Annotated in this window: 24 protein-coding genes and 1 pseudogene; 6 read left to right on the top strand and 19 right to left on the bottom strand. The window is 54.3% G+C overall.

The annotated features are described in order from the left end of the window. Positions 1 to 5: 5 nt before the first annotated feature. The 3 genes from BN2684_RS20965 to BN2684_RS20955 all read right to left on the bottom strand — a co-directional run bounded on the left by BN2684_RS20965 (position 6) and on the right by BN2684_RS20955 (position 4890). Positions 6 to 929, bottom strand: coding sequence for an MBL fold metallo-hydrolase (locus BN2684_RS20965; protein ID WP_058304036.1), 924 nt, complete (start codon positions 927 to 929; stop codon positions 6 to 8). Positions 930 to 1036: 107 nt separating this feature from the next. Continuing rightward, positions 1037 to 2065: a phosphotransferase enzyme family protein gene (locus tag BN2684_RS20960; RefSeq protein WP_159065827.1), complete on the bottom strand. Its 1029-nt coding sequence runs from the start codon at positions 2063 to 2065 to the stop codon at positions 1037 to 1039. A gap of 161 nt (positions 2066 to 2226) precedes the next feature. Continuing rightward, entirely contained in the window at positions 2227 to 4890 is a 2664-nt protein-coding gene (locus BN2684_RS20955) for a calcium-translocating P-type ATPase, SERCA-type (protein WP_058304034.1), read from the bottom strand. Between the two features lie 238 nt (positions 4891 to 5128). On the opposite strand from BN2684_RS20955, the gene BN2684_RS20950 reads away from it, so the two are divergent. After that, a complete protein-coding gene (locus tag BN2684_RS20950; protein ID WP_058304033.1) occupies positions 5129 to 6115 on the top strand; it encodes a DMT family transporter in 987 nt (328 codons plus the stop codon). A gap of 146 nt (positions 6116 to 6261) precedes the next feature. Here the strand turns inward: BN2684_RS20950 and BN2684_RS20945 are convergent, their stop codons facing one another. The 14 genes and pseudogenes from BN2684_RS20945 to BN2684_RS20895 all read right to left on the bottom strand — a co-directional run bounded on the left by BN2684_RS20945 (position 6262) and on the right by BN2684_RS20895 (position 17922). Further along, positions 6262 to 6837: a hypothetical protein gene (locus BN2684_RS20945; protein ID WP_148450043.1), complete on the bottom strand. Its 576-nt coding sequence runs from the start codon at positions 6835 to 6837 to the stop codon at positions 6262 to 6264. Next, complete coding sequence (locus BN2684_RS20940) at positions 6834 to 7328, bottom strand: hypothetical protein (protein ID WP_234340291.1); 495 nt, start codon at positions 7326 to 7328, stop codon at positions 6834 to 6836. The genes BN2684_RS20945 and BN2684_RS20940 overlap by 4 nt, the downstream gene beginning before the upstream one ends. 58 nt (positions 7329 to 7386) lie before the next feature. After that, complete coding sequence (locus BN2684_RS24785) at positions 7387 to 7542, bottom strand: hypothetical protein (RefSeq protein WP_187385790.1); 156 nt, start codon at positions 7540 to 7542, stop codon at positions 7387 to 7389. Between the two features lie 7 nt (positions 7543 to 7549). After that, complete coding sequence (locus tag BN2684_RS24780) at positions 7550 to 7726, bottom strand: hypothetical protein (protein WP_187385789.1); 177 nt, start codon at positions 7724 to 7726, stop codon at positions 7550 to 7552. Between the two features lie 41 nt (positions 7727 to 7767). Further along, positions 7768 to 7908, bottom strand: a complete 141-nt coding sequence (locus BN2684_RS24775; RefSeq protein ID WP_187385788.1) for a hypothetical protein — start codon at positions 7906 to 7908, stop codon at positions 7768 to 7770. A 22-nt stretch (positions 7909 to 7930) separates the two neighbouring features. Beyond that, entirely contained in the window at positions 7931 to 8854 is a 924-nt protein-coding gene (locus tag BN2684_RS20935) for a hypothetical protein (protein ID WP_058304031.1), read from the bottom strand. A 135-nt stretch (positions 8855 to 8989) separates the two neighbouring features. Next, entirely contained in the window at positions 8990 to 9982 is a 993-nt protein-coding gene (locus BN2684_RS20930; RefSeq protein ID WP_058304030.1) for a type II secretion system F family protein, read from the bottom strand. Further along, positions 9972 to 11399: an ATPase, T2SS/T4P/T4SS family gene (locus BN2684_RS20925; protein WP_058304029.1), complete on the bottom strand. Its 1428-nt coding sequence runs from the start codon at positions 11397 to 11399 to the stop codon at positions 9972 to 9974. Before BN2684_RS20925 ends, BN2684_RS20930 begins: the two co-directional genes overlap by 11 nt. A gap of 18 nt (positions 11400 to 11417) precedes the next feature. Continuing rightward, positions 11418 to 12638 carry a CpaE/TadZ family protein gene (locus BN2684_RS20920; RefSeq protein WP_058304028.1) on the bottom strand — a complete coding sequence of 407 codons (1221 nt, stop codon included), beginning with the start codon at positions 12636 to 12638 and terminating at the stop codon, positions 11418 to 11420. Continuing rightward, entirely contained in the window at positions 12635 to 13396 is a 762-nt protein-coding gene (locus tag BN2684_RS20915; RefSeq protein WP_148450041.1) for a CpaB family protein, read from the bottom strand. Before BN2684_RS20915 ends, BN2684_RS20920 begins: the two co-directional genes overlap by 4 nt. A gap of 235 nt (positions 13397 to 13631) precedes the next feature. Then, the gene (locus tag BN2684_RS20910) at positions 13632 to 13904 is read right to left on the bottom strand and encodes a hypothetical protein (protein ID WP_058304026.1); all 273 of its coding nucleotides are present in this window, start codon (positions 13902 to 13904) and stop codon (positions 13632 to 13634) included. 332 nt (positions 13905 to 14236) lie between these two features. Then, a complete protein-coding gene (locus BN2684_RS20905; RefSeq protein WP_082652102.1) occupies positions 14237 to 14878 on the bottom strand; it encodes a YueI family protein in 642 nt (213 codons plus the stop codon). 21 nt (positions 14879 to 14899) lie between these two features. After that, positions 14900 to 15718, bottom strand: a complete 819-nt coding sequence (locus BN2684_RS20900; protein WP_234340328.1) for an AraC family transcriptional regulator — start codon at positions 15716 to 15718, stop codon at positions 14900 to 14902. Positions 15719 to 15808: 90 nt separating this feature from the next. After that, positions 15809 to 17922: pseudogene (locus tag BN2684_RS20895) on the bottom strand (ATP-dependent RNA helicase). Positions 17923 to 18201: 279 nt separating this feature from the next. Between BN2684_RS20895 and BN2684_RS20890 the strand changes: the two are divergent. Both BN2684_RS20890 and BN2684_RS20885 read left to right on the top strand, forming a co-directional pair. After that, positions 18202 to 20181: a copper amine oxidase N-terminal domain-containing protein gene (locus BN2684_RS20890; RefSeq protein ID WP_159065826.1), complete on the top strand. Its 1980-nt coding sequence runs from the start codon at positions 18202 to 18204 to the stop codon at positions 20179 to 20181. A gap of 273 nt (positions 20182 to 20454) precedes the next feature. After that, positions 20455 to 20712, top strand: a complete 258-nt coding sequence (locus BN2684_RS20885; RefSeq protein WP_058304023.1) for a GlsB/YeaQ/YmgE family stress response membrane protein — start codon at positions 20455 to 20457, stop codon at positions 20710 to 20712. Positions 20713 to 20854: 142 nt separating this feature from the next. Here the strand turns inward: BN2684_RS20885 and BN2684_RS20880 are convergent, their stop codons facing one another. After that, positions 20855 to 22054, bottom strand: a complete 1200-nt coding sequence (locus tag BN2684_RS20880) for a CapA family protein (RefSeq protein ID WP_058304022.1) — start codon at positions 22052 to 22054, stop codon at positions 20855 to 20857. 166 nt (positions 22055 to 22220) lie between these two features. Between BN2684_RS20880 and xerS the strand changes: the two genes are divergently transcribed. Then, the gene (gene xerS, locus BN2684_RS20875; RefSeq protein WP_058304021.1) at positions 22221 to 23297 is read left to right on the top strand and encodes a tyrosine recombinase XerS; all 1077 of its coding nucleotides are present in this window, start codon (positions 22221 to 22223) and stop codon (positions 23295 to 23297) included. Positions 23298 to 23611: 314 nt separating this feature from the next. Then, on the top strand, positions 23612 to 24910 hold the full coding sequence (locus BN2684_RS20870; RefSeq protein ID WP_058304020.1) for an MFS transporter: 1299 nt from the start codon (positions 23612 to 23614) through the stop codon (positions 24908 to 24910). Positions 24911 to 25006: 96 nt separating this feature from the next. Here the strand turns inward: BN2684_RS20870 and BN2684_RS20865 are convergent, their stop codons facing one another. Further along, positions 25007 to 25669 (bottom strand): SGNH/GDSL hydrolase family protein, encoded by a 663-nt coding sequence (locus BN2684_RS20865; protein WP_187385787.1) that lies wholly within the window; start codon positions 25667 to 25669, stop codon positions 25007 to 25009. A gap of 228 nt (positions 25670 to 25897) precedes the next feature. Here BN2684_RS20865 and BN2684_RS20860 point away from each other — a divergent pair, with 228 nt between their 5' ends. Next, a complete protein-coding gene (locus tag BN2684_RS20860) occupies positions 25898 to 26938 on the top strand; it encodes a DMT family transporter (protein ID WP_082652100.1) in 1041 nt (346 codons plus the stop codon). Positions 26939 to 26998: the final 60 nt, after the last annotated feature.

The raw sequence follows: 26998 nt of genomic DNA, 5'->3' as shown, positions 1-26998 counted from the left end.
TTTCGTTATAGGGTTGTTCTCGTTCTTATGTAATTCAAATTCGACTTGTACAAAAAATCCGCTTTCCAAGACTGATAAGATTGGGGGATTTCATCCAGTTCATCCACATGCTCTGCTTGCTTAAACAGATCTTCGATATATCGTCTCATGACTGCAATCGAACGGCTGTCGCCAACCGGACCGTGCCCGGGAATCACTTGAGAGTAGTTGTCAGCTTCCAAGCAATTGAGAATCTTCACCCAGTTCTGCGGGTCACCGCCATCCAGCATGGGATGATTGTCGATCGACACCAGATCACCGGCAAAAAGCACCCCTTCATCAAGAACCTCCATGGCCAGATCGGACGAACTGTGCCCGGAGCCGCAGGAGAAAAGGCGAACCCGGCGATCGGTTCCCTCGATGATCCGTTCGTCCTCAATTACATCCGTTGGCGAAACGAGGCGAAGCTCAGGCAGAGCAATCCTCATCTCCTTCAAAAAAGACAGCTGGTTCCTTAAAGCCGCGCGTTCTGCATCGGATAGGGTATCTTGCTCAAGCTTGCGGGCTAGCTCAAGAATGTCCTCATCCAGCTGGGGCAGCATGCTCTGCTGTTTGCGGATTCGCCCGGGGTGTTCCCTCTCAATCCACTCCTTGGTTACCGGGGTGGAAAGAACAGGAGCCGCTTCAAACACTTGATTGCCGCGAATGTGATCCCCATGCCAGTGACTGTTCACGACGATAAATTCCGTGTGACCCGTGAAGTGAATCGCCGCTTCCTTTAAATCCTGGGCAGCTTGGGGAGCGTTGAACGTATCAAACACGATAATCCGGTCTCCCAGGTCCACGAATCCGCCATTTCCCATGGCAGCTCCATCTTCCCGCGCTAGAGCTGCGTAGATCCCTTTCCCAACCGCTTCCAATGTAAAATGGTTTGAAGTCCATGCCGTCATTGTCGTTCATCTCCTTATGAAAAGCAACTCTAGGTATACGAGTGAATGAGAACTCCTCAGAAACGTAGGAACTCGCTCGTTAGAAAGAAAATCTTCTCCTTGTGGCCTTAGCCTCCGATGAGCTGTTCGTCGTCCAGAGAAGCAATGGGTACATCCCGGTAGATGCGATCGCGGGCTTCCGTCTGAGTGCGGGTAAGCCTCTCATTCTTCGCTAGCTCCTCCGGGCTTACCTTCTTGTTAATTACCATATACAAGGTCAAATCCCTCAGCTTGAGGAGGTAAGGAATCTCTTTTAGCCATACCGGGTCGAGCTTGAATTCCTGATAATACCCATCCCAAAACGCTCGGAAAAAATCCGCCGCAAATCGGTCCCGGCTCCCTTCATAAGACTCCGGCAGCCCCCAGGCTACCGAATAATATAGCGGAATCGCCAGATCATGAACGTACCAATTATAGCTGCAATCGTCGAAATCAAACACGCGAAGCTTAGCACCGTCTACAAAGAAGTTACCCGGATGAATATCGGTATGAAGGAGACCATAAGAGCTCGAATCTCTCGGCAGAGAATGAAGATGATCGAACAAGGCGTTCAGCCGGTCGAGCATCCATTCCTCTCCTTCGTTAATGTAATCTCTCGCATGATCCTTCAATTCATCTTCGTCCCAATGCGGGCGGCTTGGGAGGTGTTCCGGCCGAACGTATGTCTGGGTCGCTCGATGAATTTCCCCTGTCTTCCTACCCCATTCCCGGAACAGCCTACTGTTCCATTCATCCGGGTCCGAATAGCGCGGATGATGCCCTTCCGCTTTCTCAAAGAGGGAAACGCTGAATACCGTATCATCCTCCGCTTGAACCGGCACTACATACCGTTCATCCAGAGAAGGCAGCGGAGCCTGCACCTCCACTCCGTTATCGATCAGATGGTTCACCCAGTCGAGTTCGCTCTCGACCTCCTCCGGACTCCGATGGCTGCTGTGAGTCAGTCGAAGGATGTAGGCTTTGCCGTCCTTCGTGGCTTCGTATACATAGTTCTCAAAGTCACCCAGCAGCTTGAGCCCTTCTCGGGACAAGCCAAAGGCGTCCAGCGCTTGATCCATGATCCCTTCGGTATAAACGATCTCTACAGCCTTTTCCACGTGCTCTTGCCACATCCTTTGTCATTCCACGATTTCCTCCATTGTAAGGGCAATGATTTCCACCCGGCAAGGCTAAGCGTAATGAAATCGGAAAATTTCCCATGCAAAAGGCCGCACCTGAACCAGGCAGCGGCCTATTAGCCGTGTAACCATAAGAAGTCTTAAACGATGGGCGGAACCATCTCCTTCTTCTTGAAGATCTTGATGATCTCCACAACGACTACGATGAGCAGCGCTCCTCCGATAATCAGGCTCCATTGCTCCCAGCTCAATACCGTCAAGCTGAAAATATCCTGGAAGAACGGAACGAGCATCACGATGAGGATCAGCAGAGTCGATGCGGCGGCGGCTAGCAGCATGTATCGGTTCGAGAACAAACCGATCTTGAAGATCGATTCTCTCTGAGAGCGAACGTTAAAGGCATGCGTGACCTGAATAAAGCCAAGGGTGCCGAATGCCATCGTGATCGCTTCAGGCGAGCTATAGCGATCCAGAGCATAAAAGAACACGCCGAGAACGATGGCCGCTTCCAGAATGCCCTGATAAAGGATGGTCCAGCCCGCCCCTTCCGCGAAGACACTGGCATTGGCCGGTCGAGGGGGTCGTTTCATGACACCCTTCTCTGTCTTCTCAACCCCGAGTGCGAGGGCGGGGAAGGTGTCCGTGACCAGGTTGATCCAAAGAATATGAATCGGGAACAGGATGACCGCTCCGAACATAGTCGCGATAAATAAGGTGAGGACTTCTCCAATATTCGCCGAGAGCAAATATTGAATCGCCTTCTTGATATTGCTATATACTTTGCGGCCTTCCTCCACAGCAACGACGATCGTCGAGAAGTTGTCATCAGACAGCACCATATCCGAGACTCCTTTGGAGACATCGGTTCCTGTGATCCCCATGCCCACTCCGATATCGGCAGTCTTGAGAGCGGGGGCGTCATTCACCCCGTCTCCTGTCATGGCGACGACCTTGCCCTTCTCTTTCCATGCTTTTACAATCCTGACCTTATGCTCGGGGGATACCCGCGCGTAGACCGAGTACTGCTCCACCTTTTGAATAAACTCGTCAGGCGGAATCCGATCCAGCTCGCTGCCGGTGATTGCCTCGTCACCCGGAGCCAATATGCCCAGCTCACGCGCGATGGCGGAGGCCGTATCCTTGTGATCGCCTGTAATCATCACCGGACGTATTCCGGCGGTTCGGCATACTTCCACAGCGGCCTTCACTTCTTCGCGCGGAGGATCGATCATTCCAGTCAGCCCAACAAAGGTGAGCTCCTTCTCCCAATCTTCCGGCTTCGGGTTGTCCGGCAGCGTCTCCGTTTCCCGATAGGCTAGAGCGAGCACGCGCAGCGCCTCACTCGCCATCTCCCGGTTTGCCGCATGAACCTGCTCTTTGCGCTCGGAACTAAAGCCTTCTATTCGGCCTTGAACGGCGATTTGCGTGCACCGTTCTGCCAGAACATCCGGCGCCCCCTTGACGAAGACGAGGTATTTGCCGGGCTCCGTTTCGTGGAAGGTCGTCATGAGCTTGCGATCGCTGTCAAACGGAATTTCCGCCTTTCGCGGAAGCTTTGCCTCCCATTCCGGTTTGGAATACCCCTGCGTCTTCGCATACGCCACCAAAGCGGTTTCCGTCGGATCGCCGATCAGCTTAGCATCTTCTTCTCCATTCCCGGATCCGGATTCATCCACCTTCGCATCATTGCAAAGGCTCATGATCTGCATCAGGCGCTCGCCTTCCAGGGAATCCTTGAAGGTTCCCTGCTCCTCCAGCCATCCATTTCCGGAATAAAGACGTTTGACGGTCATCTTGTTCTGAGTGAGGGTACCGGTTTTGTCGGAGCAGATGATTTCCGTGCTTCCAAGCGTTTCGACGGCAGGAAGCTTGCGGATGATCGCATTCTGCTTCGCCATCTTCTGAACGCCCATGGCCAGCACGATGGTCACGATGGCGGGTAGTCCCTCGGGTATGGCCGCAACAGCCAAGCTGACTGCGGTCAAGAACATATCCAGGTAGCCCCGTCCTTGAAAAATACCTGCCGCAAAGATAACCGCCGCGATGATCAGCACCCCGATGGTGAGGGTTTTGCCAAGCTCCGTCAGCTTTCTCTGCAAGGGAGTTATTTCCGGATCCCCGCCGGTCAAATAGCCGGCGATCTTCCCCACTTCCGTCGACATTCCCGTCGAGGTGACGACCCCGATACCCCGACCGTAGGTGACGCTGCTTCCCAGATAAGCCATGTTGACGCGATCGCCGATCACAATGTCTTCTTTCTCGAGAGGAGCCGTCCCTTTCTCAGCCGGGACCGATTCACCGGTAAGCGCGGCTTCTTCGATCTTCAGGCTCGCTGCTTCGATAAGCCGCATATCCGCCGGTATGTAATCCCCTGCTTCAATGAGGACGATATCCCCCGGTACGAGCTCATCCGCACGAATATCGGCTACCCTTCCGTTTCGCTTCACGCGGGCATGCGGTGAAGACATCTTTTTCAGAGCGTCAAGGGCTTTCTCCGCCTTCGCCTCCTGAAAGACGCCCAAAGCCGCATTCAGAATCACGACAAGAAAAATGATCACGGAATCCGCAATCTCCCCTAGAATGCCGGAGACAATCGCCGCAGCGAGGAGGACGATGACCATAAAATCCTTGAACTGCTCAAAAAACTTTTGAAGCAGGGATTTATGCTCCCCCTCCTTCAATTCATTCTTGCCATATTGAGTCAGCCTTGCTGCCGCTTCCACGTCCGTCAATCCGGATTCGCTCGTTGTCAGCGATGTTACGACTTCGGCCTCGCTCAGAGTATGATAATTCCCGTTCTTCACCCGAGTACCTCCTTCATATGAAGTAGCATTCGTGCCTCGCCTCCTCGTTCAGTTCATGGAGGCAATATACACCCTTCTATTCCTTAAACCCAATTTCAAGGAATGTCACTAGGCTTCCCCATCCTTTCGCAGGTCACTCGGCCGTAAGGGAAACTTCTTCCAAGAGCGAAATTCATTGCCCGATGTAACGTGCTATGCTACAATCTGCAAAAGATAAATGGGGTCGGAGGATGCGGTTGTGAAAAAATCTTACGTCGCGGATGCAGTCCTGTTAGGCGTTACCATTATTTGGGGCTTCATGTTTATCGTGGTTAAGAATGCTCTTGATGTGATGCCAGCGATCACGTATTTGGCCATCCGCTTTGGTTTGGCTTCCCTGTTCATGCTGGCCGTATGGCGGTTATCCCCGAAGAAATCCCGAGGCCGCCTGAAAAAGAGCACCATTTGGAGCGGGATCGTTCTCGGCTTCTTCCTCTATGGAGGATTTACAGGTCAGACGGTGGGGCTTCTGTATACGACCGCATCCCGGGCCGGGTTTCTCACTGGGTTTCTGGTCATCATCGTTCCGCTTCTTTCACGGCTGTTCTTTAAAACCCGCATTACGGTTTCCATGAGCATCGGAATCGGCATTGCGTTTATTGGACTCGGCTTGTTGTCGATCGACAAAGCGGAGCCCTTTCAATGGGGCGATGGGGTCATTCTTCTGGGAGCGCTGGCTTTTGCCGTCCATATCATCCTTACGGACCGGATAACCGCGCTGCACGATACCTATCCCCTGGTGTGGGTTCAGCTGTTAACGGTATCGATCCTCTGCTTCGCAACTTCCTTCGCAGCGGAAGACTGGCGGCATGTCTACCGCCTCGATGTCCTGCTCGATCCGAAGGTCGCTTTCGCTTTGGTCATGGGCTCGCTCTTCGCGACGACCTTCGCTTATTGGGCGCAAACGTATTTCCAGCGCTTCACCTCCCCAAGCCATACCGCTTTGATCTTTGCCTCGGAGCCGATATTCGCGGCCATAGGCGGTTATCTAGTTGCAGGCGAACGCATGACGATTCAGGCTTTGATCGGCGCCTGCTTGATCCTGCTCGGAATCCTGCTCACGGAAGTGAAACGGCCGTCTGCCGAAGCAAGCCAGGAATCCGCTTCTCCGGGATCGTCCACATCTGGCAGTGATTCCCTCTCTTCCACTACTACGTCATCCTCGGCGGCAGGTTCCGCCTCCTGATGTTCATAAGTCGCTTAGGAATTCAAACAGGACTTCCGCATCGTCCTTTCGGGACGTCACGGCAGTCCTGTTTTCGACGGAGATGTAATTCAAAGGATCATTCATGTACTTAATAGTTATCTTCGATTCCCCCACTCCGCTTATATTTAGCGAAAGCGGATACTGGATACGCTGCTGAGGATGAGCGGCTCAAGCCGGGTTGAGCCGATGGCGGATATCCGAAACTCGACGATAGCGACTACCGACGGACCGTATATCGTAACATCGACGGTTCGGACAGTCTCGTCCAGACTTGCTTCATAGAGAACAAGGCTCCGATGAAGAGTAACCGGATACGTCAGGGCTGTCACGAATTCGAGGGTATGAACCGCCGGCCTCCGAGCGAGAAAACTGCCCGGAAGAGGATCGCCCAGGTCGTCCAAACGGAGATTCCGATACAAATATTCGGTGAAATGCCGCTGTCCCGCTTCCTCATCCCATTCCAATCTTCCCTCTGCGAGAGCATCCGGGTTCACGTCCAAGGATGCCGCTCGGGTCGCCAAATCCAGGATGGGCTTTGCTTTGTTTACGCTGAGGGTCTGCTTGCTCCAATTAAACGAGGCAAGCCATATGGCCGTCAAAGAAAGAATAGCGAGAAGAGCAAGGAGCAGAATCGCCACTCCTCCTCGTTCATTGCGCCAAATGGAAATGCGCCGTCCGGTTCCATATCGCTTCCTCTTCATTCGTATGCCTCGCTTCGACCGTATAGAGTGACTTGAAAGTATCCTTCTGATTGGTTGGACGAGGCCGAACCCCCGATAGCCGCCAGCATGCGAGCCAAGGTTGGCGCGGGATACCGGATGACGACAGTCACCGTCGGGTCCGGTGAATCCCTCAACACTTTGACCGGAGTGCTGCCTGAGTAATCCGGATAGCTATTCCCCTTCACTGTCACCTCGCCCATCCCTAAGTGATCCAAGCGGTCTGTGGTGGATACGGCGATTGCCGGGCTGAAATAGCCGACCGCTTCCGCCTCTTTCAGCGCATGATTGGCGATGGTGTTCAAATGATCCAGCTTCATCGTGTACACGAAGAAGGGAACGATGATCAAGCAGAGAAACAGAAGGACGGGCATGATCATGAGGGTGACGAGCAGATTGGACATTCCTTTCTCATTGGACAGAAATCCCCTTCGCTTCCTAGAACCATTACGCCGCTGCCCGAGAGTCTTCATGATGCCCCCCCTCCTCCTTCACCGATCGGTCTGGAGTGTGACTTCAAGCCCAACTCCTCTAATCCGTAACATAATCAAAGCTGCGCAGCGAATGGCTCACCTGGCCGTGACCGGAGCGGAGCGAGTCCTTGAGACTTCCACCTCCGTTGAACAGGTACACTGCAAGGCCAAAAAGCAAAACCGTCATCAGCAGGGTGGTCACTAATTTGCTCATGAATGGGTTACGGCGCCGAGAGGGTTACGTTGCCCGTCGTCGTATTCACGGTAGTCGTCGTTAAAGCCGTGTTGATGGTGCCTCCCTTGGTGACGACGCCGGGAGCTACCTGCTTTCCTCCTACATACAGAGCAGCGCCTGCCAGCAATACCGTGAGGCAAATCGTTACGATTAACTTAGCCATGGAGAAATCCCTACTTTCCTAGTTTGGTTGATCCTTCATTCTTATTGGAATGCATCCCCGATTTGGGTTCGAGTATGGGTTCCTGCTGACTGTGCGGCAGGAATAAGCTGGCTTCCGATCACGACCAGGACCGCTCCCGCCAGCAGAACCGTCAGCAGAACGCTGACAACGAGCTTGCTCATCGATATCCTACCTTCTTTCCCTTTACGGGATGGAATAATTGCTCCACAGCTGGGTCTGAACGGTGATGAGCCATGGATAGAGAAACAGAAGAACGACACAGCTGAAGGGAATCATGATATAAAAGCTGATCCAAATCGGAGCATTTTCCAGCCTGCGGGCGACATCCGACTCCAAAGTCGCCTCAATGCTTCGCGCCTGCTCTTGCAGGACTTTCACCACGTCCTTGGTCTCCGCTCGGCTTAATGCGTACAAAGCATTGACCAAGGGAAAAACCTCCGATATCCCGACCGCTTCCTTGAACCGCCATATCGCTTCCTGTTGGTTTTTCCCCCACATGGCGGCTAATTCGAGAATATGCGGCTTTAGTAAGACGAGCGGTCGGCTCGCACGAAGCAGCACATCCCGGATATCGGCGTTCTCACTCACGCATAAGGCCAGGCGTTCCGCCAGCTTGGAGATTTCAAACAGGTAGCGGCTTCGAGCCCGGGAGGCAAACACCAGGAGAAGGAGATCGGGCAGCCACCAGCCGATCGAACCGCCGATAATGCCGATAGCCAGCGCCTTTCCTGTTAAGGCTTGACCCGATAAAACAAAGCCATTCTGCGCTTCCCTCAACAATACCGTCATCGCCCCAAGAAAAAGGGCTGTCCCGACCTTCAGCAGTTGGAATCGCTTATACGACCAGCTTACTCCGATACCGGCCAACCTCGCGCGATCCAAATAGGCTCGGCTCGAAGCGGATAACTTGTCTGTGGGTTCCCCCTTCATCAAACTCGCAGGCGATTCCCGGGCATGGGCCAGCCTGCTTTTCAACGTACCGATTCGACTCATCCGGTTGATCCGGACTCCGCTGACAAGCGGCAGCCAAAATAGCGCACTCCCGCACAGAAAGAGCACGAACAAGACTAGCGGAACCGGACTCAGCCTCCACAGAGCCAACACCATCAAAATCCCTCCTTTACTCGGTTTTCACCCCATTCAACACAATCGCTGTCAACTCTAATCGCGTGGATATGAAGCGGCGTTAATCGGTTGAGAAGTCGTGCGAATACAAAGGGTATTGTGTTGAAAGCGTATGGGCTAAAAGGGTTTGCGCCCAGATCGCACCACCATGAGCAAGGAAGCAAAGAGTACGACAATGGAGATCGTCATCACCTTCTTCCCTCCCGGCTCCAAGAAATAGTGACGAAAATTGCCGGTATCCGCGTAGATATTGAACAGCACCACGAAGGCGGCAAAGCCGACCATCAGCGTCGTGCCGATGCGGTAAGCCGTGATCATCGCCATTCGCTTTTCTTCGTTGCTTTTGGCCGTCTGCATATGGGCGACAAGCTTATGGAGGGCTTCCGTAATGTCGGTGCCATAATGAGCTCCCATCAATAGCAGATCGGCCAGATCATCCGCCCAGTGATTGTCGATCCGCTTAGCGAAATCGTGTAAGGCTTCCTGAGTCGTCTGCATGTGCAGGTTCACCACGAGACGATTCCACTCCCTGCGGACATCGGCGGGCATCGTTCCTGAAGCCTTCACAAGCATTTCATTTAAAGTCAGCGCAGGATTGTAATGCCCGATGATGTTCTGAACCAGCATAATCATACGGGTTGCGATCCGATTCCGCTTCTTCTGCACGCGGAACTTCAAATAAAAGAGCGGCAGTGATGCGAGCAAACTCCCGGCAAACAGGTTCATCAGCCACGGATTCGCACGCACGAAACGATCGGCGCCGGTCGCATAATGCTGCTGAAGGATCCCAACCGCCGCTTGCGCACCGAAGCTTCCGATAAGGAAAACAGCTAGCATCATTGACAGAAGCCACTCGGGTGCCGCTTTCCATTCGGCGAATTCCATGTCCGCCGCCAACCGTCTGACGACGGGATACCGGAGCAAGTAACGATGATTCTCCGCCGTTACCGCGTCCCGATAACGGCGAATCCTTCGCCTCCGTGCCATTCGGCGAGAAAGGGATGGTCCAATGACCAGGATCAGCATCGCCGTCCCGATGATCCACAGACTGAGGAAGAGTCCTTGAGCTGCTCCCTGCACCAGAGATTCCGGCAGTGAATTACCGCTCATGAACCATCACCCCCAGATTCTGCAGGACGGATGTTGTTGCCCCATTCGCAATCAAATGCTGTTGGAGAGGGTGGCTTATCGCTTCGCCGGTTCGCCACCAAGTCTGTGAGGAATAGCACCACTCGACAAGCGGTTTCGCCTTCGCTTCCCCACATTCATCCACATAAAGCTCCGTTATCTCGGTCACGACTCTTCGATTCGTCCCGTTAATCCGTAAGAGCCTGAGAAAAACGACGATATTGAATGCGCGAGCGATTCGACTTTGGGTATCTCGATGATCATGATCCCGTCCGTCTTGCCGGATCATATCTTCCACATCAGACAGAAAGGAGTCCCGGTATTTCGTATGCATCGTTGCCATCACGTCATGGCCTCTCAACGCGCCTTGAACCGCTTGGGCAACCTCGGCTCCTTTCGCTTCCCCCAGAATCACCCAATGCGGGGACATCACCAGGAGCGGTTTATAGGCTTCTTCCATCGTCAATCGAACGTCTTCCGCCTCCCGGGCTGCCAATATGTTGCGCTTCCCCCTCAGCCGATCGCGAAGAGAGATTTCAAAATCCTTTTCCAAGGTGCGCAACCGTTCCTGCTCCCCTGTTTCCTGGGCTAGCGCATAGAGAAAGGTGGTCTTCCCCGTATTGGTGGAGCCGCCGATCAGGAAGCTGGCATGATAATGGACGAGCTGTTTCAGGAGCTCCGCAGAAGGAATGTCAATCGTTCCAAGCTCGACCAGCTTGTCCAAGCTGACATCCTTAACGATGAAGTTGCGAATATGGATGCTCGGCACATCGGTGTAGGGTTCCCTCGTCATGACAAGCCGCGAGCGGTTCCAAAGATAGGTTTGAAGGACCGGCTGCCGCTCGTGAATCGGTTTTTTACCGCAAAGGGCGAGCCTCTCCTGGAGGATGCGAACATCGTCGAGGGAAGCAAAGCTCCGATGATGAAGGAATTGCTCTCCGTTGCGCAGCAGGAAGATGTCTCGTCCGATAACCTGCACCTCTTCGACATCGGGAAGCTGCAGCAGATCCTCAATGAGACTGGCGCCGCAGGTTTCCGCATAGATGCTGTCCGTCGCGCTGCAGCCGTCGATCAAGGTGGAAGGATCGACATCGATGCGATATTCCATGATCAGCGTCTCAATGAGAGCCTTCATGCTATCGCGAGCTTGAGGATCTCCCAGACCCGCCTGTAAAATGTCGTGATGCAGCTCGGAGTCCTTCGCGGCTCGGCCTGTCAAATGCTCATGGACGACCACTGCCGCTTCTCTCAAGCCCATTCTCCTGCCGCCAATCGGCACATCGGAACGCTTCCGCCCGCTCGAGCTCCAAACCGCCTGCTGCTTGATGTCTTCCAAATAGGCATCCGCCCGAAAAAGCTGTCGGGGCTTCATCCGATCCTGTCTTCCAACGGGTTCCATGATTTCACTCCTGTCCGATCAATCCCAGGCGATGCGGCGACCAAAGCGCTGCCACAGGTGTTTCCTGCGCACCGGCTTCGATTCCATTTCGATTCCCGCAGCACCCGCGGCTTCGGCCGCTAGCCGGGAGACGGCTTCGTTGAAGCTTTCAGCTCCGGGCTGATTGTAAAACGGCACTCCTTCATCCACCGCTTTGGCTCCGAGCTCCAGGGGCAGCATCGGCAGCTCCGCCGCCATCTCCATGTTCAGATGTGCGGATGCGGCGGCCGCTTCTCCCTTGCCTAGCGACTGATTCATGACAAAGCGGATGTCGCTCGTCTTCAAGCCGCAGTACTTCCAATAGCAGGCATACCATTCACTCCAGCTGATTCGGTAAGAGTCATATCGAGGACGCGTGACCAGCCAGCGCACATCTGCGCCGCGCACCCCGCAAACCGTAGCGGCATTGTCCGGATAACCGTTGAGATCTAGCAGCGTCAAATCGAAGGCTTTCCGCGATACCGTCAACAGGCGATCGATCATCTCCGGCGTGAAATCCGCGGCGGAATCTCTGCGGGGACTTCCCGGAAGGATGAACAGCCGCCTCAGCTTCGAATTTGTGATGCAGCCTGCCAGCAGTTCATCCGCAGTAAGGGATTGCGTCTGCAAGCGCGGCCGAAGCTTCACGTTGGTGGCAGTGGCCGCTTTCAGGTTCAGGTTGGCGCTCAAGGTAGGGTTCTTCAGGTTCAAATCGAGCAGGCCGATGCTGAGCTCGCTGTTCGCCGCGAGAGTAAGGGCCGTATTGACCGCCACCGTTGACGCCCCGTCTCCGCTCGCTGCAGACCAGACCGCAATCACCTTTCCGTCCAGTCTCGCCAACGCGGAAGGCTCAGGCAGCCCCAATCGGTCATAGAATTGGGCTGCTGCTTCCTCGGCAGACAACGCAAGCGACAGGACGGATATGTCCGCCTCTGCAGCGAGACGAGTCAGTACCTCGAGAAAAAGGGAATCGTACACGCGACCGTCGGGGATCACGGTCAATTCCGCGCCGCATCTGTGGACCGACAGCTCGCGAATGACATCCCAGGGGTACCCGTCTGCAAAAAGCTGAAGATCGACAGCAATATGATCAAACTTCTCTTCCATGCGAAACAGCAATTGCTCGCGGCTTGCTGCAGTATGAACTTGGAACAAACCAGGCTTGACATCCATCAGCCGCAAATACGCATCCGGGTTTCGCGTTCCCACTAACAGCTTCATGGTTTGACTCCTTCCGATTCGAGATTGAGCAATTCGGGTTTGACGGCGTTGTGCGCCAGCCAATCGGCGAATTCGGACGTGACCCGCGCCGGCTCGCTGTTCGCCTCCGTCAGGTTAGGCAGCGCGAGGCGGATCGTCCCGTGAACGGAAGCCGCCGCAAAAGCGGCATATACTTCGTCGCTCATGATATACGTATTGAGTTCCGGCTTGCCGGGAGCTCGACCTCTCGATGACGCAAGCTGGGCGGCATCCCCCGCCAGCATCGAATCGACTCCGAATTTGTCTCCGACCTCGACCCCTTCCGCCGTCTTTACGCCAGCCACTGGCAAGCTTTCAATGATTTTCACCGCGGTGATCCGTTCTTCTCTCTGATCGCTTGTCTGTCCCTTCCACTCCACCCAGACATCGACGCGATCACCGCGCCGGACCATGTTATTCACGTTGGTTGCCGCGTCGGTTTTGAAACTGTAATACCGTTCGCCAGTCATCGGCGTCAGCTTCACCTCGGACAGCTTCCAGGCTGCAAATTCCTCATCTCGACCAATCGGCACGACAACCTGCTTGCCGATCAGCTCGTTCGGATCCATCACGGCATCCGCACGATGAGCAGCCGACGAAACCGTTACGGAGTGAAGGAGAGAGACATCCACAACTTCACCGCTGAGCAGGGTCCTTACCGGCATGAGGGTCTCCACCGTGCTTTTGCTATGCTCGAGATGATTCATAAACAGCAGATACCCGAGAACAGATAATGCCATCAGCAAGGCTCCGGAAATTCCAATGATCCACCTGCGCACCGATATCCCCCTTTCCCGTCCTTGTTCGCAGACAACAAAAAAAGCACCCAAACAGCCACTAACGGCTGATTCAGGTGCTTCCTGAACGTGCAATCCTTATCCACGAGGAACTTCTTGTGGACGATTATAACGGATTGCACTCAATCTGTAAATACCTTCCTTGTTGAGGAGTGACTATGCGACTAATGGGGAGTGCCTATATGGATTGGAGCTCCTTCTCCAGCTTGGAGGTGATGACGGCAAAAGCCTCGCGTCCGAAAACGGAGGAGCCTTCACCCAAGCTCCTAAGGCGGCCGTATTCTTCTTCGGTGATTTCCAGACAGGACGATTTCGGTACAAGAAGAACCGAACGCGTCTCTTCGCGAACCAACTCGTAAGCGGTTTCAGTTTGAACGGCATTTTCTTCTCGAACGTAGAGCTGCTGGTAATCTTCATCGAACATATCGGCATGAATAAAATACTGTTTCATCATTATCGCCTCCCTGTTTTAAATTGTACTGCACAGGGATCAAGGCGTGAAATGATTTGTATCACGGCGAAAAAAGAAAACGTTCTCAAACTTTCTCATAGCGAACCTCAAGTCCGCTCTGTATTTGCCTTTCAACCGAAACGAAAACGAGGAGCCAAAGGAAATTTGTTAGGTTTTATTTGTGAAAACGGTCACATTTATGGGACAATCAACGTCCCATAGGGACGAAAATCGCCAGTAACACTCCCTCCTGTTACAGAGGTTTTAAAGATCTGTGTCATGGAATGATGTCTTATTTTCCCGCCACTCCCCGCTCCACTTCCCCATGAAGATCATCCCTCGTGACCGGGACATTTCTCGCCAAATAATCGGTCCAGCATAGACATCACGCGGTAGTGCCCCTTCTCTTCAGGAGCTTTCTCTTGGATGAGGGAGTAGCAGTTCAGGCAGATTTTTTTCCCCGCCGCTTGGATCAGGAGATCCGGGATTCCTTTGTCCCTCAGCTTTTCTTCTCTCGTCTTGATTCGAATCTCCTCATCAGGCACATCGACTGCTTGATCGCTGACCACCACCAGCGCCAAATCCCCTTGAAATTCCGAATCCCGGCGAGTGGTGCTTTGTTTGCCGAGGGAAGCGGCCAGGTGCTCATATTTGTCGTTGTGCCGATCCGGTGTGCTCCCGTCGATGATAAGCTTATCTGCTCGAGGATCTGTCAAGGCAACGCGGATTTCTTCATAGATTTCTGGCTCCGCCATCTGTTTCTTCGTCAAAACCTTGAGCACCCGCTCACGAAACTCTCCAAGAAAATAACGCTTCTCATCTCGGCGCAGCTCGGGAGCCCCATGAATTCCGGCCTGCAGTGTTCGCTCAAGGGCGCTGTGACTGGCAGCCCAAGCTGCCGTTTCGTTGATGGATGGTTCCTCTGGAGTGACGGCTGGTGTTTTTTGCTTACCGTTTTGCTCCTCTGGCGGCATACAAATTCCTCCTTCTCGGGATTAGGATAATCGATTTAACCTGCGGAACAGATCCGGGGTCATGCCCTCGGCTTTTTTGAATAGAAGGCTAAAATAACCCGGCGTCTCGAAGCCAACCATTCCCGCTATCTCTTTAAGCGGGAGATTTCGTTCCTGCAGCATGATTTCTTTGCTTTTGCGGATGCGCAGCAAGTTTAAATATTCCATCGGACGCATCTTGACTGTGCGGCGAAAGATCAAGCAAAAATGTTTAGCCGACACGCCGATCACCTCCGCCAATTCTTCCAGCGTAACGGGGAGCGGGTAATGGGTTTCCATATAGTCGAAAACAGGCTGAAGCCGTTCCGAGCCGCTCTCATGACTGCCGGTGGAACCCCAGCTTAGGTAACGTGTCATGTCCAGGAGAAGCGAATAGGCAGCCTTCGAGCATTCGAGCCCGATGAGCGGCCGGTTGGACAGCGCGATGGCTTGGGCGCTGCGAAGGTGGGCGAGCAGCGGAGCCGGCTGCTGAACCTTGTACACCCCGGATCGGGTCAGACCTGCCAGCTTTGCAAGCGGCTCTACCTGGGGCCCATATAGGGTAATCCAATCCACTTCCCACGGTTCGATGCCTTCATATTCATGAGGCTCATGGGGATACAGAAACATGCCCGTACCGGGAAGCACCGGGATTTCTTCCTCCCGAACGCGAAGGACACCGCTGCCCGAGCTGCAGAACAGCCATTGGAAGGAAGGGTATCCCTCCTTGCGTACTGTCTTCTCCTGATGATCCCAATGACCGACGCTCTTCGAATATACCGGCAGGAGGGTCTCCTGTTCTGTCAGAATCAAAAATGCCATGCGGTCCACCCACACCCCTCCTTGCTACTCCCATGTATCCAACGATTAAGGATGACAGCGTACCAGTCATAAGCGAGATTGCGAAATATATCAGCTTCGCGGGCGAACACGGTTTGTCGGTATGGCGGCGGTCGGGTCATCAGGCCAATAATGCTTCGGGTACCTACCCTTCAGATCCTTCTTCACCTCGAAATAACCGGATTGCCAAAAGCTCGCGAGATCACGAGTCACTTGAACCGGACGCTGCGCCGGCGACAGCAGATGGAGCAGCACCGGGACTCGACCGTTGCCGATTCGCGGAGTCTCCTTCAACCCGAACACTTCTTGCAGGCGTACGGCAAGAACAGGAGATTCAGGGTCGCTGTAATCGACTGGGATTCGAGATCCGCTCGGGACAACGAGATGCGTGGGCGCCCATTCATCCAACAATCGCTGTTTGCTCCAAGGGAGCAAGGAATTCAAAGCGGCCTGCAGATGGAGACGGTTTAAATCCGATCGGCTCTTCATTCCGGTGAGATGCGGCCCCAGCCAATCGGGCAGCGTGGCAAGCAGCCCCTCCGACGATACGTCGGGCCAATCCGGGTCCAGCCTGCCGAGAAAATGAACCCGGTCCACCCATTGCCGGGTTCCCTTCGACCAAAGAAGAATATCCAGGCCGGTCAGACGGATTCCCGCGAGCAGAGCGGCTTGCACCCGCTCCGGATCGGGGGAGGGCAGCGGCGCTTCCCGCAGGACGAGCGCCCCCAAGCAGCGCCGCTGACGTGCGCGAACGGCTTGAGCGGCCGGGTCCCATTCGATCGCGGCCTCTTCATGGATGAGCTCGGCGGCATGCTCCGCGATCTCCTGCTCGGACAAGGGGGCGGCGAGACGGATTCGTCCGTCGCTGCCCCGATCGTCCAAGTCCGCCACGACGAGGTAACGCGAGGCGGACAGCACCTGCGGACCGGGAAGAACGGCACCGCGCCCGCCGGACAAGCGATAGCGTCCGCCGTCCTGCCGTTCGGCGATCCGGTCCGGGTACGCGAAGGCGAGCAGGAGCCCGCTCGCCTCCTCTTCCTCGGACGGCACGCGCCCCAGGCGGCCAGCTCAAGCGCGAGCGGCGCGAGGTCCGCTTCGTGCATCTCCGGTGTGCTGCGCGGGGCGAGGCGACTCTGTTCGTCCGCCGTCCATAAGCGGTAGCAGACGCCCGGGGCTACGCGCCCCGCTCGCCCGCGCCGCTGATCGGCGGCCGGTCCCGAGACGGGTACGGTGACGAGCCGCGTCATCCCCGTTCGGGGGGAGAAGCGGGACACGCGCATTAAGCCGCTGTCCACGACGATGCGCACCCCTTCCACCGTAAGGCTCGTCTCGGCGATCGAGGTGGCGAGGACGACCTTGCGCATTCCCGGAGAGGCGGGTGTCAAGGCCCGATCCTGCTCCTCCGAGCTCAGGTCGCCATACAGCGGAGCAAGGAGAACCGGACCTCTTCGTCCATCAGCCAACCATTCGGTCAGCCGTTCTTCCGTCCGGCGGATTTCGGCCAATCCGGGAAGGAAGACAAGCGCATCCCCGGGATGCTGATCGAGCGCGGTCAGAACGGTACGGGCAACCGCCGTTTCCAAAGCGCCGAATCCGCCCTCCAGCGGCCGCTCCCGGTAGACGGTATCGACCGGATAAGATCGTCCGCTGCTAACGAGAACTGGCGCTCCTCCCATCAGCAGAGCAACCGGCTCCGGCTCCAGAGTTGCGGACATCACGACCAGGCGCAAATCTTCGCGCAGAAGCTCGCGCGACTGTAAACAAAGAGCAAGCCCGAGATCGGCATGCAGATTTCGTTCATGAAATTCATCGAACAGGACGCCCCCAACTCCTTCCAAACTGGGGTCATCCTGCAGCATGCGCGTGAGAACACCTTCTGTGACCACTTCAATTCGGGTAGAAGGACCCGTACGTGTATCCATACGAACTCGATAGCCAATGGTTTCCCCAACTTGCTCTCCGAGCTTGCTTGCCATGTAGCGGGCGGCGCTGCGGGCCGCTAATCGGCGCGGTTCAAGCATAAGAAGCTTCTTGCCGTCGAGCCAGGGTTCGGTTAAGAGCGCGAGCGGGACCTGCGTGGTTTTCCCGGCTCCCGGGGGAGCAACGAGCACCGCCATCCCCGGGTCCCGCAGCATCCTGCACAATTCCGGCAATACCGGATCAATCGGCATAGCCGACACTTTCATCACTCCAAGCGCTTCAACTGGGTTGCTTTCTACAATAGAACGTGTAATCAAACTGCTAAGACGTATGGATCAGACGAGAAGAAACGCCGGAGCATTCGGATCGTGGAGCGTCCATCGGGCGAAATATTCAAGTTGAGCCGTTCGCAAGCCGCTTTAAAAACAGGTTTAGTACAAATGTGATGGATAATTTACAAAAACGCAACTTTTTCTTCGGAACTTCGTCTATCCAATGTCGCCAAAATTCCTCATTCATCCAAAATGAAATCACAGAAGGAGAGTATGATGAAAGCAACAGCCAGACTATTCAAACGCGTTCTTCCCGTATTGTTGATGCTGACCCTCCTGCTCACGAGTGTACCACCTGTGCATGCGGTTGGCATTGTGCCGGAGTACATATTGACTCTTTATGTCAATCAGGCCAAGGTTTCCTTGAACGGAACCACCTTTTCCTCCGCTCTTCCGACGGTGGTTCAATCCGGTGTCACGTACGCTCCTCTCAAGACTTTAACGGCCCGCTATGGCTATTCCATCCGTTTTGACGGAACCTCTAAGGAAGCGGTCGTTACAGGAGAAGGCAAAGAACTGCGCTTCAAAACGGGCACATCCGCTTATCGCCTGAACGGCACTCCCGTCGCCTTCACCGGCAAAGTTTATGAGAAAAGCGGAGTTACGATGATCCCGGTGAGAGCCTGGGCGCAAGCGACCGGATCGACACTCACGGCTAGCGGCAAAACGCTGACTCTCGCTTGGGGGCAGAAAAAAGCGACAGCCGAGTTCGAAGTGTCTCCGAAAGAAATTTATGCCACACAAACCGCTGTCACTTACACGAGCAAATCGGTGAACCCGAGCCGCATCTTGGATGAAGAATGGATGGGGAATGAGACCATCTTCCCCGAGGCGGGCACGTACACCGTCACCCATTCGGTTTATGACATTACCGGCGGCTGGAGCGCTCCTTATTCGGTTACGGTTCAGGTTAAGCCTCCCAATGAAGCTCCGCATGCCTATTTTGAAACGGATAAAACGACGTACAAGATCGGGGAGCCCATCTTCCTGACCGATATGTCCACCGATGACGAGGATGCCATCACCAAGACCGAATGGACGAACAACGAACCCGCATTCTTTGCGGCGGGCGACTACACCATCAGCCTTCGCGTGGAAGATAAGCACGGATTCTCTTCCGATTACAGCCGAACCATCACCGTTACTTCGGATGTGATGTACACCAAGGACGAGTTCAATCTGATGTTTACGCCTGTCGGCAAAAAATTCGATATCGTCGGCAGCACCGTCCTCAAAATGACCGACGTTCCTTACCAATATTCCGATACCGAGCGAGTACTCATGATCTCGGACAGCCCGGAACGGCTGACTCAGCCCGGTATTCTGTACAGCGATTCTCAGGAAGGCAATCTCAGCATGTTTATCTACCATGAGAGCGCCGTTCAACAGCCTCTGCGCATCTTCCTGGCTGCAACCAATGAAGGGAAAACGACCGAGATCGTCACCCTTGGCGCGACCGGGAAGGCCGGTCCAAATCCGGTTGGCGCTTATACCGGTAAAGTCGCCGCCGCCCGCTATTTTGAAAATCGGCTTACCGGTACGGAGACCGAAACGGTGCTGAAGCCGGGAGAAACCAAGCTCATCATGCCTTCCATCGGCTCCGTCGCATTGAATTATAAAGATGTTTTGTCCATTCATGCTGACCTGCACACGACTTCTCCGATTCGTCTGACCGCTTTCGTGGTCAAGGATGGCGACGATCCGCTCTTAACCTTGCCCACGCTGAAGCCCCTGGATCGGGACGGCCATGTGCGCGGTACCTTCATGGGCGCGGATCGGACGTTCTATGTCAAGCAGACTTTGGGTGAACAAGCGGATCGCATCCTGTATGGGGACAACAAGCGCGATCCGTACATGTTCGGAGCCGACATGCTGACCGGACGTACGGAGAACAGCGGTGGCAATTATGGCATTCTGTACCGTGCTACCTTGAAGGTCAAAGCCAATACGATGATTGCCATAAATGCTCGCGGCGGATTGTTCGCAGGCGTTACGGAAGTCAACGGCAAGGTCGTCTCGGTAACGGACGAAAGCATGCTGACCAATCCGAATCAAGTATGCGTGCTTTACCGAACGGGCAATGAGGACGAAACGGTTGAGATGACGTTCATGACCGGTCTTGGGTCCAACCTGCCGGTGAACCTGCTGTTCCTGCCGCTTCCGAGCCGCGATCCGGCCAAAGTGTATCCTTAACCAGCCCCAACTCATCAAAACTCCGTTCGAATCAGGGACTGCTCCCGTGCAGAGTTCAAGCTGCGCGTGGGCAGTCCTCTTTTCATGGTCAAAAGCTGAGGAAGTATAAGGACAAAGGCGGATGCCCATACTATGCTTACAGGTTTCGCCCGTACCCGTATTTACAGAGCATGAAAGGGTTTCCTGTTTAGCTGCGAATCGGACGGGTTAATAGTTACCATCAATGAGAACCATCAATAAAGAGCAGCTCAACTCAAAAGGAGGAAACAAACAATGGGATTTATCTGGTCGTTGATTATCGGTGGGATCATCGGATGGCTTGCGGGCCTCATTATCGGGCGTGACGTCCCCGGCGGAATCATCGGAAACATCATCGCGGGCTTCATCGGGGCTTGGCTCGGCAGCCTGATCCTCGGGAAATTCGGACCGGAAACCGGCGGTTTCTACCTTGTCCCGGCTTTGATCGGCGCTGTGGTCCTCGTCTTCATCGTAAGCCTTATTCTCCGCTCCATGGGCCGCAATCGCGCATAGGGGCTTACGATTACCTGGAAAAGAAAACTTCCTCGTTCTAACCAGCAGGCAGAGCCGAGGCTTCCGTTCGGTTCTCCGCTGAGGATACAAAAAAGCCGCTCACCTGAATTCGGGTGAGCGGCTTCGTTTCGTATGACGGTCCTTATTCGCCAACGGAAAGCTCCGGCATGTACTTGGTGAGCAATTGGAGGGTGTCCTTCTCGTACTTGGATCGCTCCGGTAAAATTTCCAGAGAAGCGGTATGCAAAGGCACGATCCTATACCCCTTCCAATTGCGAAATTGAATGTAGGTCGGCAGTATGCCGGGATTCTCCACGGAAACCTCTGTTCCCGAAGCAGAATGCTTGAACACCAAATCCATTCGGGCGATTCCACCGATTTGACGGTAAGGATCCAATTTCTCCTGAGCGGCCAGAAAATTGCCGAGGGAGTAAAAAACCAACGTCCGGTTTCCGTCCTTCCCCTGCACCCATTCCACCGGCTGAAGGACATGCGGATGATGACCGATCACCACGGCTGCCCCTTCATCGGCGGCCAGTTGAGCCCACTGCCGCTGCTCCTCGTTCGGGATTCGGGCGTATTCGATCCCCCAGTGCATGCTGACCACGACCGCATCCGCTTCCTGCTTCGCTTGACGGATATCGGCGATGAGCCGGTCCTTATCCAGCAGATTGACCAGGTATTCCTTGCCTGCAGGCACCGGGATCCCGTTCGTTCCGTACGTATAAGCGAGGAAAGCGATCTTCACACCCTTGCGCTCGATGATCCGAATGCGGTTCCGCTCCTCTTCGCTGCGGTTCGCCCCCGCAAAGAGAATCCCCAGCTTATCCCAATGGTCCGCAGCCTGTACAATGGCCTTCTCGCGAAAATCCAACGTATGATTGTTCGCCATCGACACGATATCCACACCGGCGTCCTTCAGGGCATCTCCCACCTCGAAGGGACTGTTAAATGCCGGGTAGCTGGACAATCCGAGGCTTTCGCCCCCGATGATGCTTTCCGAATTGGCAAAGGTGATGTCAGTCGCTTCAAGCTTTTCTTTCACCTGCTGAAACATCGGGCGGAAGTCATACGATCCGTCTTCCTTTCGCGCGTCCTTCCATACGGAAGAGTGGATTAAAACATCCCCGATAGCAGAAAGCGAAATTCTGGTTTCCGTCTCCGGAACCGAAGGTACTGCCGTCGGCTGCGGAGTCGCTGTCGCTGTAGTTGTAGCTTCCGCTGTAGCGGCTTGCGTCGGCACTCTCGTTTCTTCCGCAGATGGCTTCGAACACCCTGTCATGATGAGCAGGACAATGATCAACAGCCACCCTGCCCGCCATTTCCCCTTTTTATCATGCATCTCTCTATCCCTCTTTTGTATAATTTCGGATGAGTCCGACTTCCATTGTACTTGTTTTCACTTCGAATTACATCCTGTAATTGATCGGCTTTTTGCTTTTCCGGGTCCTTTTCATCCTGTACAATAGAGGCAGTTCGATTAACTCATTCGCCAAGAGGTGCCTTCCATGAATATCATCAAAGCCAAAGACCGGGAGGAGCTCGAGAAGCGGATCCCCTTCATGCCTTGGTATGTGGAAAAGTTCATCATGTACAAGCTGCCTGACCTGTCCCCCTCGTCTCTCTTAGAATATACGCGGGATTATGAGACCTTCTTCCACTTTCTGATGGCCGAGGGACTAACCGATGCCACCCGCATGCAGGATATCCCGATCGAGGTGCTCGAACGGCTTCATATGGACACCATCGACCATTTCCGCATGTTCCTCGCCTCCAAGAAGGACAGCGCCAATACCAAAACGACAATCTCCCGGAAGCTCTCTTCGTTGCGCTCCTTGTTCCACTATTTGAGCCAAATTGCCGAGGATGACGATTTTTATCCTCTATTGAAGCGCAATATCATGGCCAAGGTGGAGATCAAGCGCACGCACCGGCCCAAGGACACCGCCGCGAAGCTGGAGGGCAAGCTCCTGCAGGAATCGGAGATCGTCGAGTTCATCGATTACATCCGTTCCGGGTTCGAGGAGGACATCGCTCAGAATAAGCAAGCTCTGTACGCTTACCAGCTCAACAAGATCCGGGACGCCTGCATCGTCAGCCTGATTCTCAATTCCGGGCTTCGCGTCTCGGAGGTCGTTAACCTAAACCTGGACGACCTGGATCTGAAAAAGAAAACCGCTCATGTATACCGCAAGGGGAAAAATGACGACACCTTCAAGACGCCTGTCTACTTTCGCGGGAACGCGCTTGAGGACCTGACCCTTTACCTGGAGCAGCGCAACGCCCATTACCGTCCGCCCAAAAAAGAAAAGGCACTCTTCCTCACGATTCCGAACGGACAGAAGGAAGGCAAGCGGATGACGCGCCGAGCCATCCAGGAGATGGTCATCAAATACGCCAAGCGCTTCGGGAAGCCATACCTCACCGTTCATAAGCTGCGGCATTCGTTTGCAACCGACTATTACTTGCAGAACGATCTGTACCGCACCCAGGAGCAGCTCGGCCACGCTTCTCCCGACACGACACAAATCTATGCTCACCTGACAGACAAAACGATGTCGGATGCCATCGACAACCGCAAATAAGGCTTACACTGCTAGTAGAACCAAAAGAACCTTCGACCCGCACGGGAATCTGCCCCGCATCTATCGGATCAAGAGGTTCTTTTTTATTCAAACCAACCAGACAAGACCCTGCAGTAGTCCTTATACCACGTATCTTCTCGATGGGTACCCGGCAACATGGTTACTACCGATAGCGTTTCCAAAAATCCGCTTTCTCAAAGCGATAAAATAAACTGTCTGTCACTTTTCGTTCACAAAATGGGAGATGCGGGAGAGAAACGGGTAAGTTACAATGAAGCTTGTGTGTGAAATCCACCAGGAAGAAGAGGCTCCCAATGGACCTTACGTACCGGTATCTCCGGAATAACATCCGCAACAATTTGAACATGGGCATCGCCTCAGCCTCATGCATCAATTTCACGGTGCCGTTCTTCGCGGTCATCGCCGCCAAATTCGGTGCGACGAACACGGACTACGCCTTGCTGAACTCGGTTCCGGCTCTTATGACGATCATCGCCACTTTGCCAGCTTCCGCGATTATCGGTCGCTTCCGGCACCAAAAGCGCATCGCCGCCGGGATTATGCTAGCGAGCCGCCTCTCCTTCCTGCTCATGGCTTTGCTCCCGTTGTTCCACTTCCAGCAGGTTCAGATGCTGATCCTCCTGGTCGGACTCTATACGGCGGCAAATGCCATCTCCACGGTTAGCTGGCAGGCCATCATGGGAGAGCTGATCCCCATTCAATACCGCAACAAAGTGTTCGCACAGCGAAACATTTTTTCCAACTTCATCGGGATGGGTGTCGTGCTCCTGGCGGGCTGGTACATCGATCACTTCTCTTTTCCCTATGGCTATCAGACTGCCTATGTGCTGGGAACAGTCTGCGGGCTGTTGGAATGCTTCTACTTCATCCGGCTGATCGTTCCGAGCGAGGATCTCCCACAGCCCGCTGCTATCGGTTCCGGCGATGCGGAAGAGGAGCCATTGGAACGCCGGGCAACCGCTCGCGAGCGTTTGAAGGCGTTTACGAATACGTTCCGTTTCCAAGCAGGTCCGGAGTTCTATCTGTTCTGCACAGCCGCCATGATCTTCACCTTCGCCTGGATGATGGCTTGGCCGGTATTCACGAAGATTAAGGTGGACATCCTTCACGCGACGAACATGCAGATTAGCATCGACACCGTTGCCTCCGCGATCGGCTCCTTGATCGGGTTCCGCGTTTGGCTGAAGGTGGCGGATCGCAAGGGAAACGGACTGACCCTCTTCCTCGCCACCTTGGGGATCGCCTGTAATCCGATCATGTGGCTGTTTGCCAATTCCATGAACGAAGTCTATGTCGCTGATATTCTCGGGGCGTTCGTAACGGCAGGCTATACGCAGTCCCTGTTTAACCGCCAGTTGGAGATTCTGCCTGCCCCTTCCCGGCAGAAGGCGATCGCCTTCTATACGACCCTATCGCAGATCTCCGCGATCTTCGCACCGATTCTCGGCATGCAGGTCTATGAATGGCTGTCCTTCCATGGAACGATGTACGTCTCAAGCATCGGCCGCGTCTTCGGCTCTCTCTGCTTTCTTGTCATCCTGTTCCCGACTGTACAGCGCATGTTGACTCGCAACCGGCGCTTGGGCGCATAAGAGATTTGGCACCAAAATAGAAGCCATCCTTCCGGATGATGAAAAACCGGAGGATGGCTTTTGTTATGCACTGCCTATTTTCATCTATTAGGATGGTTACTCTTCTTCCCCATTCCAGGAGAAATCTACTGCATTCAGAAAAGCTCTTGCGATGCACATATGACCGGGAACATTCGGGTGAACCCGATCCCAAGCCAGGGTGGCCGGATAGATATGACGAAGCATTTTATCGAGCGCTTCTTGCAGATCCACATAGACGCAATCATATTTCGCGGCGATCCGTTTAACAGCCTTCCCGTACAAGTCCATCGTTGCCCGCATCGGATCGGAGCCGTTCTTTTCCAGATAGAACGGGGTCATGAGAACGAGGCCCTTCACCTGAGGTCTTGTCTGAGCGACCAGTTCTTCCAGCGTCGATTCATATTCTTCGACATAAACATGACCTTCGGTTATATGAGGGGTGTCAAATTGGCGCCACACATCGTTGATACCGATCAGGATGGAGAGCCAATCGGGGTTGAGCGCCGTGACATCCGTCTCCCAGCGCGCCTTCAAGTGGCGGACCGTATCCCCGCCGGTTCCCATGTTGACCACACGGATGTTCCGTTCCGGGTAAACGGAGCCGAGCAGGCCATCCACCAGGGAAACATAGCCTTTGCCAATGGCTTCGAAGAGCCCCTCTCCTACAGGCCGGCTGCGCCCGCAATCCGTTATGGAATCTCCGATCATGACCAGCTTATCTTTATATTCGAGTTTCACAGTAGTCTCTCCTTTTCCATTGAAAACTGCTACCTTAGTTTTACCACGAAACGAAGGGACCAACAATGCCCTTTGTGTGAAAAAGAGAAAGACTGCTGTCAAGTGCAGATACATTCTGTAGCTGTCTTTGGCGATAAGGCTTGAATCTGCTCATATTCTGCGGTTGCCTGGGAAATAACCGCTCGGGAAATCCAAATTGGAAGTGACAAGCGGGAAGCCGCGTGTATAATGGAGAAGGCCTCAATTGGCCTTATCATCATCCGGAAAGGAAACTTGCCTGTGTCCTCCCTCTCCTCCACTACGAAACGCAGCAATAGCTTCTATGGTCTGCTGATGCTAATCGGCATCATCGCCATCTCCTTCTCGTCCATCTTCATCAAATGGTCCTCCGCTCCCGTCTCGGTGATCGGCATGTATAGACTAGCGATGACCTGCGCGATTCTATCGCCCTTCCTCATTCGCCATCGCGCGGAGATCCGCCGCATCTCCTTCCGGCAATGGCTGCTCCTGACCGCTTCCGGCCTCGCTCTCGGCTTGCACTTCTTGTTCTGGATGGGTTCGCTGCGCTATACCTCCGTTGCGAGTTCGACGGCCATCGTCGCCTTGGAGCCGGTGCTGGTCATGCTCGGGTCCTATTGGGCATTCCGGGAGAAAAACCATCCCCTAGCGGTGATCGGCATGCTGATTGCGATAGGCGGAGCCGTACTAATCGGGTGGGGGGATTTTGGCCTCTCCAGCCGAAACCTCTATGGCGATCTGCTCTCCTTCATCGGAACGGTCGCCGTCGTCATCCACGTCCTGCTCGGGTCTAAGCTTCGTGAGACGATGTCCACCTTCGTCTACAGCTTTTTTGTTTTTCTGCTCGGGGCAGGAGTATTGATGGTCTATAACCTCTTTCTCGGCTATTCCTTCACGGGTTATGCGAGCCGAGATTGGGGCATGTTCTTTCTCCTCGCCGCCGTGCCGACCCTGTTTGGCCATTACCTCTTTAATTGGTTGCTCAAATATTTACGGGCCTCGACCGTGTCGATGTCCATCCTGGGAGAGCCGGTAGGCTCGACGATATTGGCCTACTTCTTGCTGGATGAATCTGTTACCATACTGCAAGGAAGTGCGGGCTTCCTGCTCTTGGCCGGCGTTTGGCTGTTTATGAAGGGAAACACCATCAGGGTTGGAGAGCTTGCTGCGGAATCGAGAGAAGCTACAGCCGCATCGGCTGCGCAAGCATCCAACAACGGTACTGCCAACTCTGAGTTACCCGTGTCCTAGTCCTAGTAAAGCTCATAAACAAATCGTTTCTGTATGATGATCAAAAAAAAGAGGCTTCTC

This window comes from Gorillibacterium timonense (genome assembly GCF_001457415.1).
Classification (GTDB): domain Bacteria; phylum Bacillota; class Bacilli; order Paenibacillales; family NBRC-103111; genus Gorillibacterium; species Gorillibacterium timonense.
Note: the sequence above shows the minus strand (reverse complement) of the source record. Positions and strands in the feature narration are given on the sequence as shown.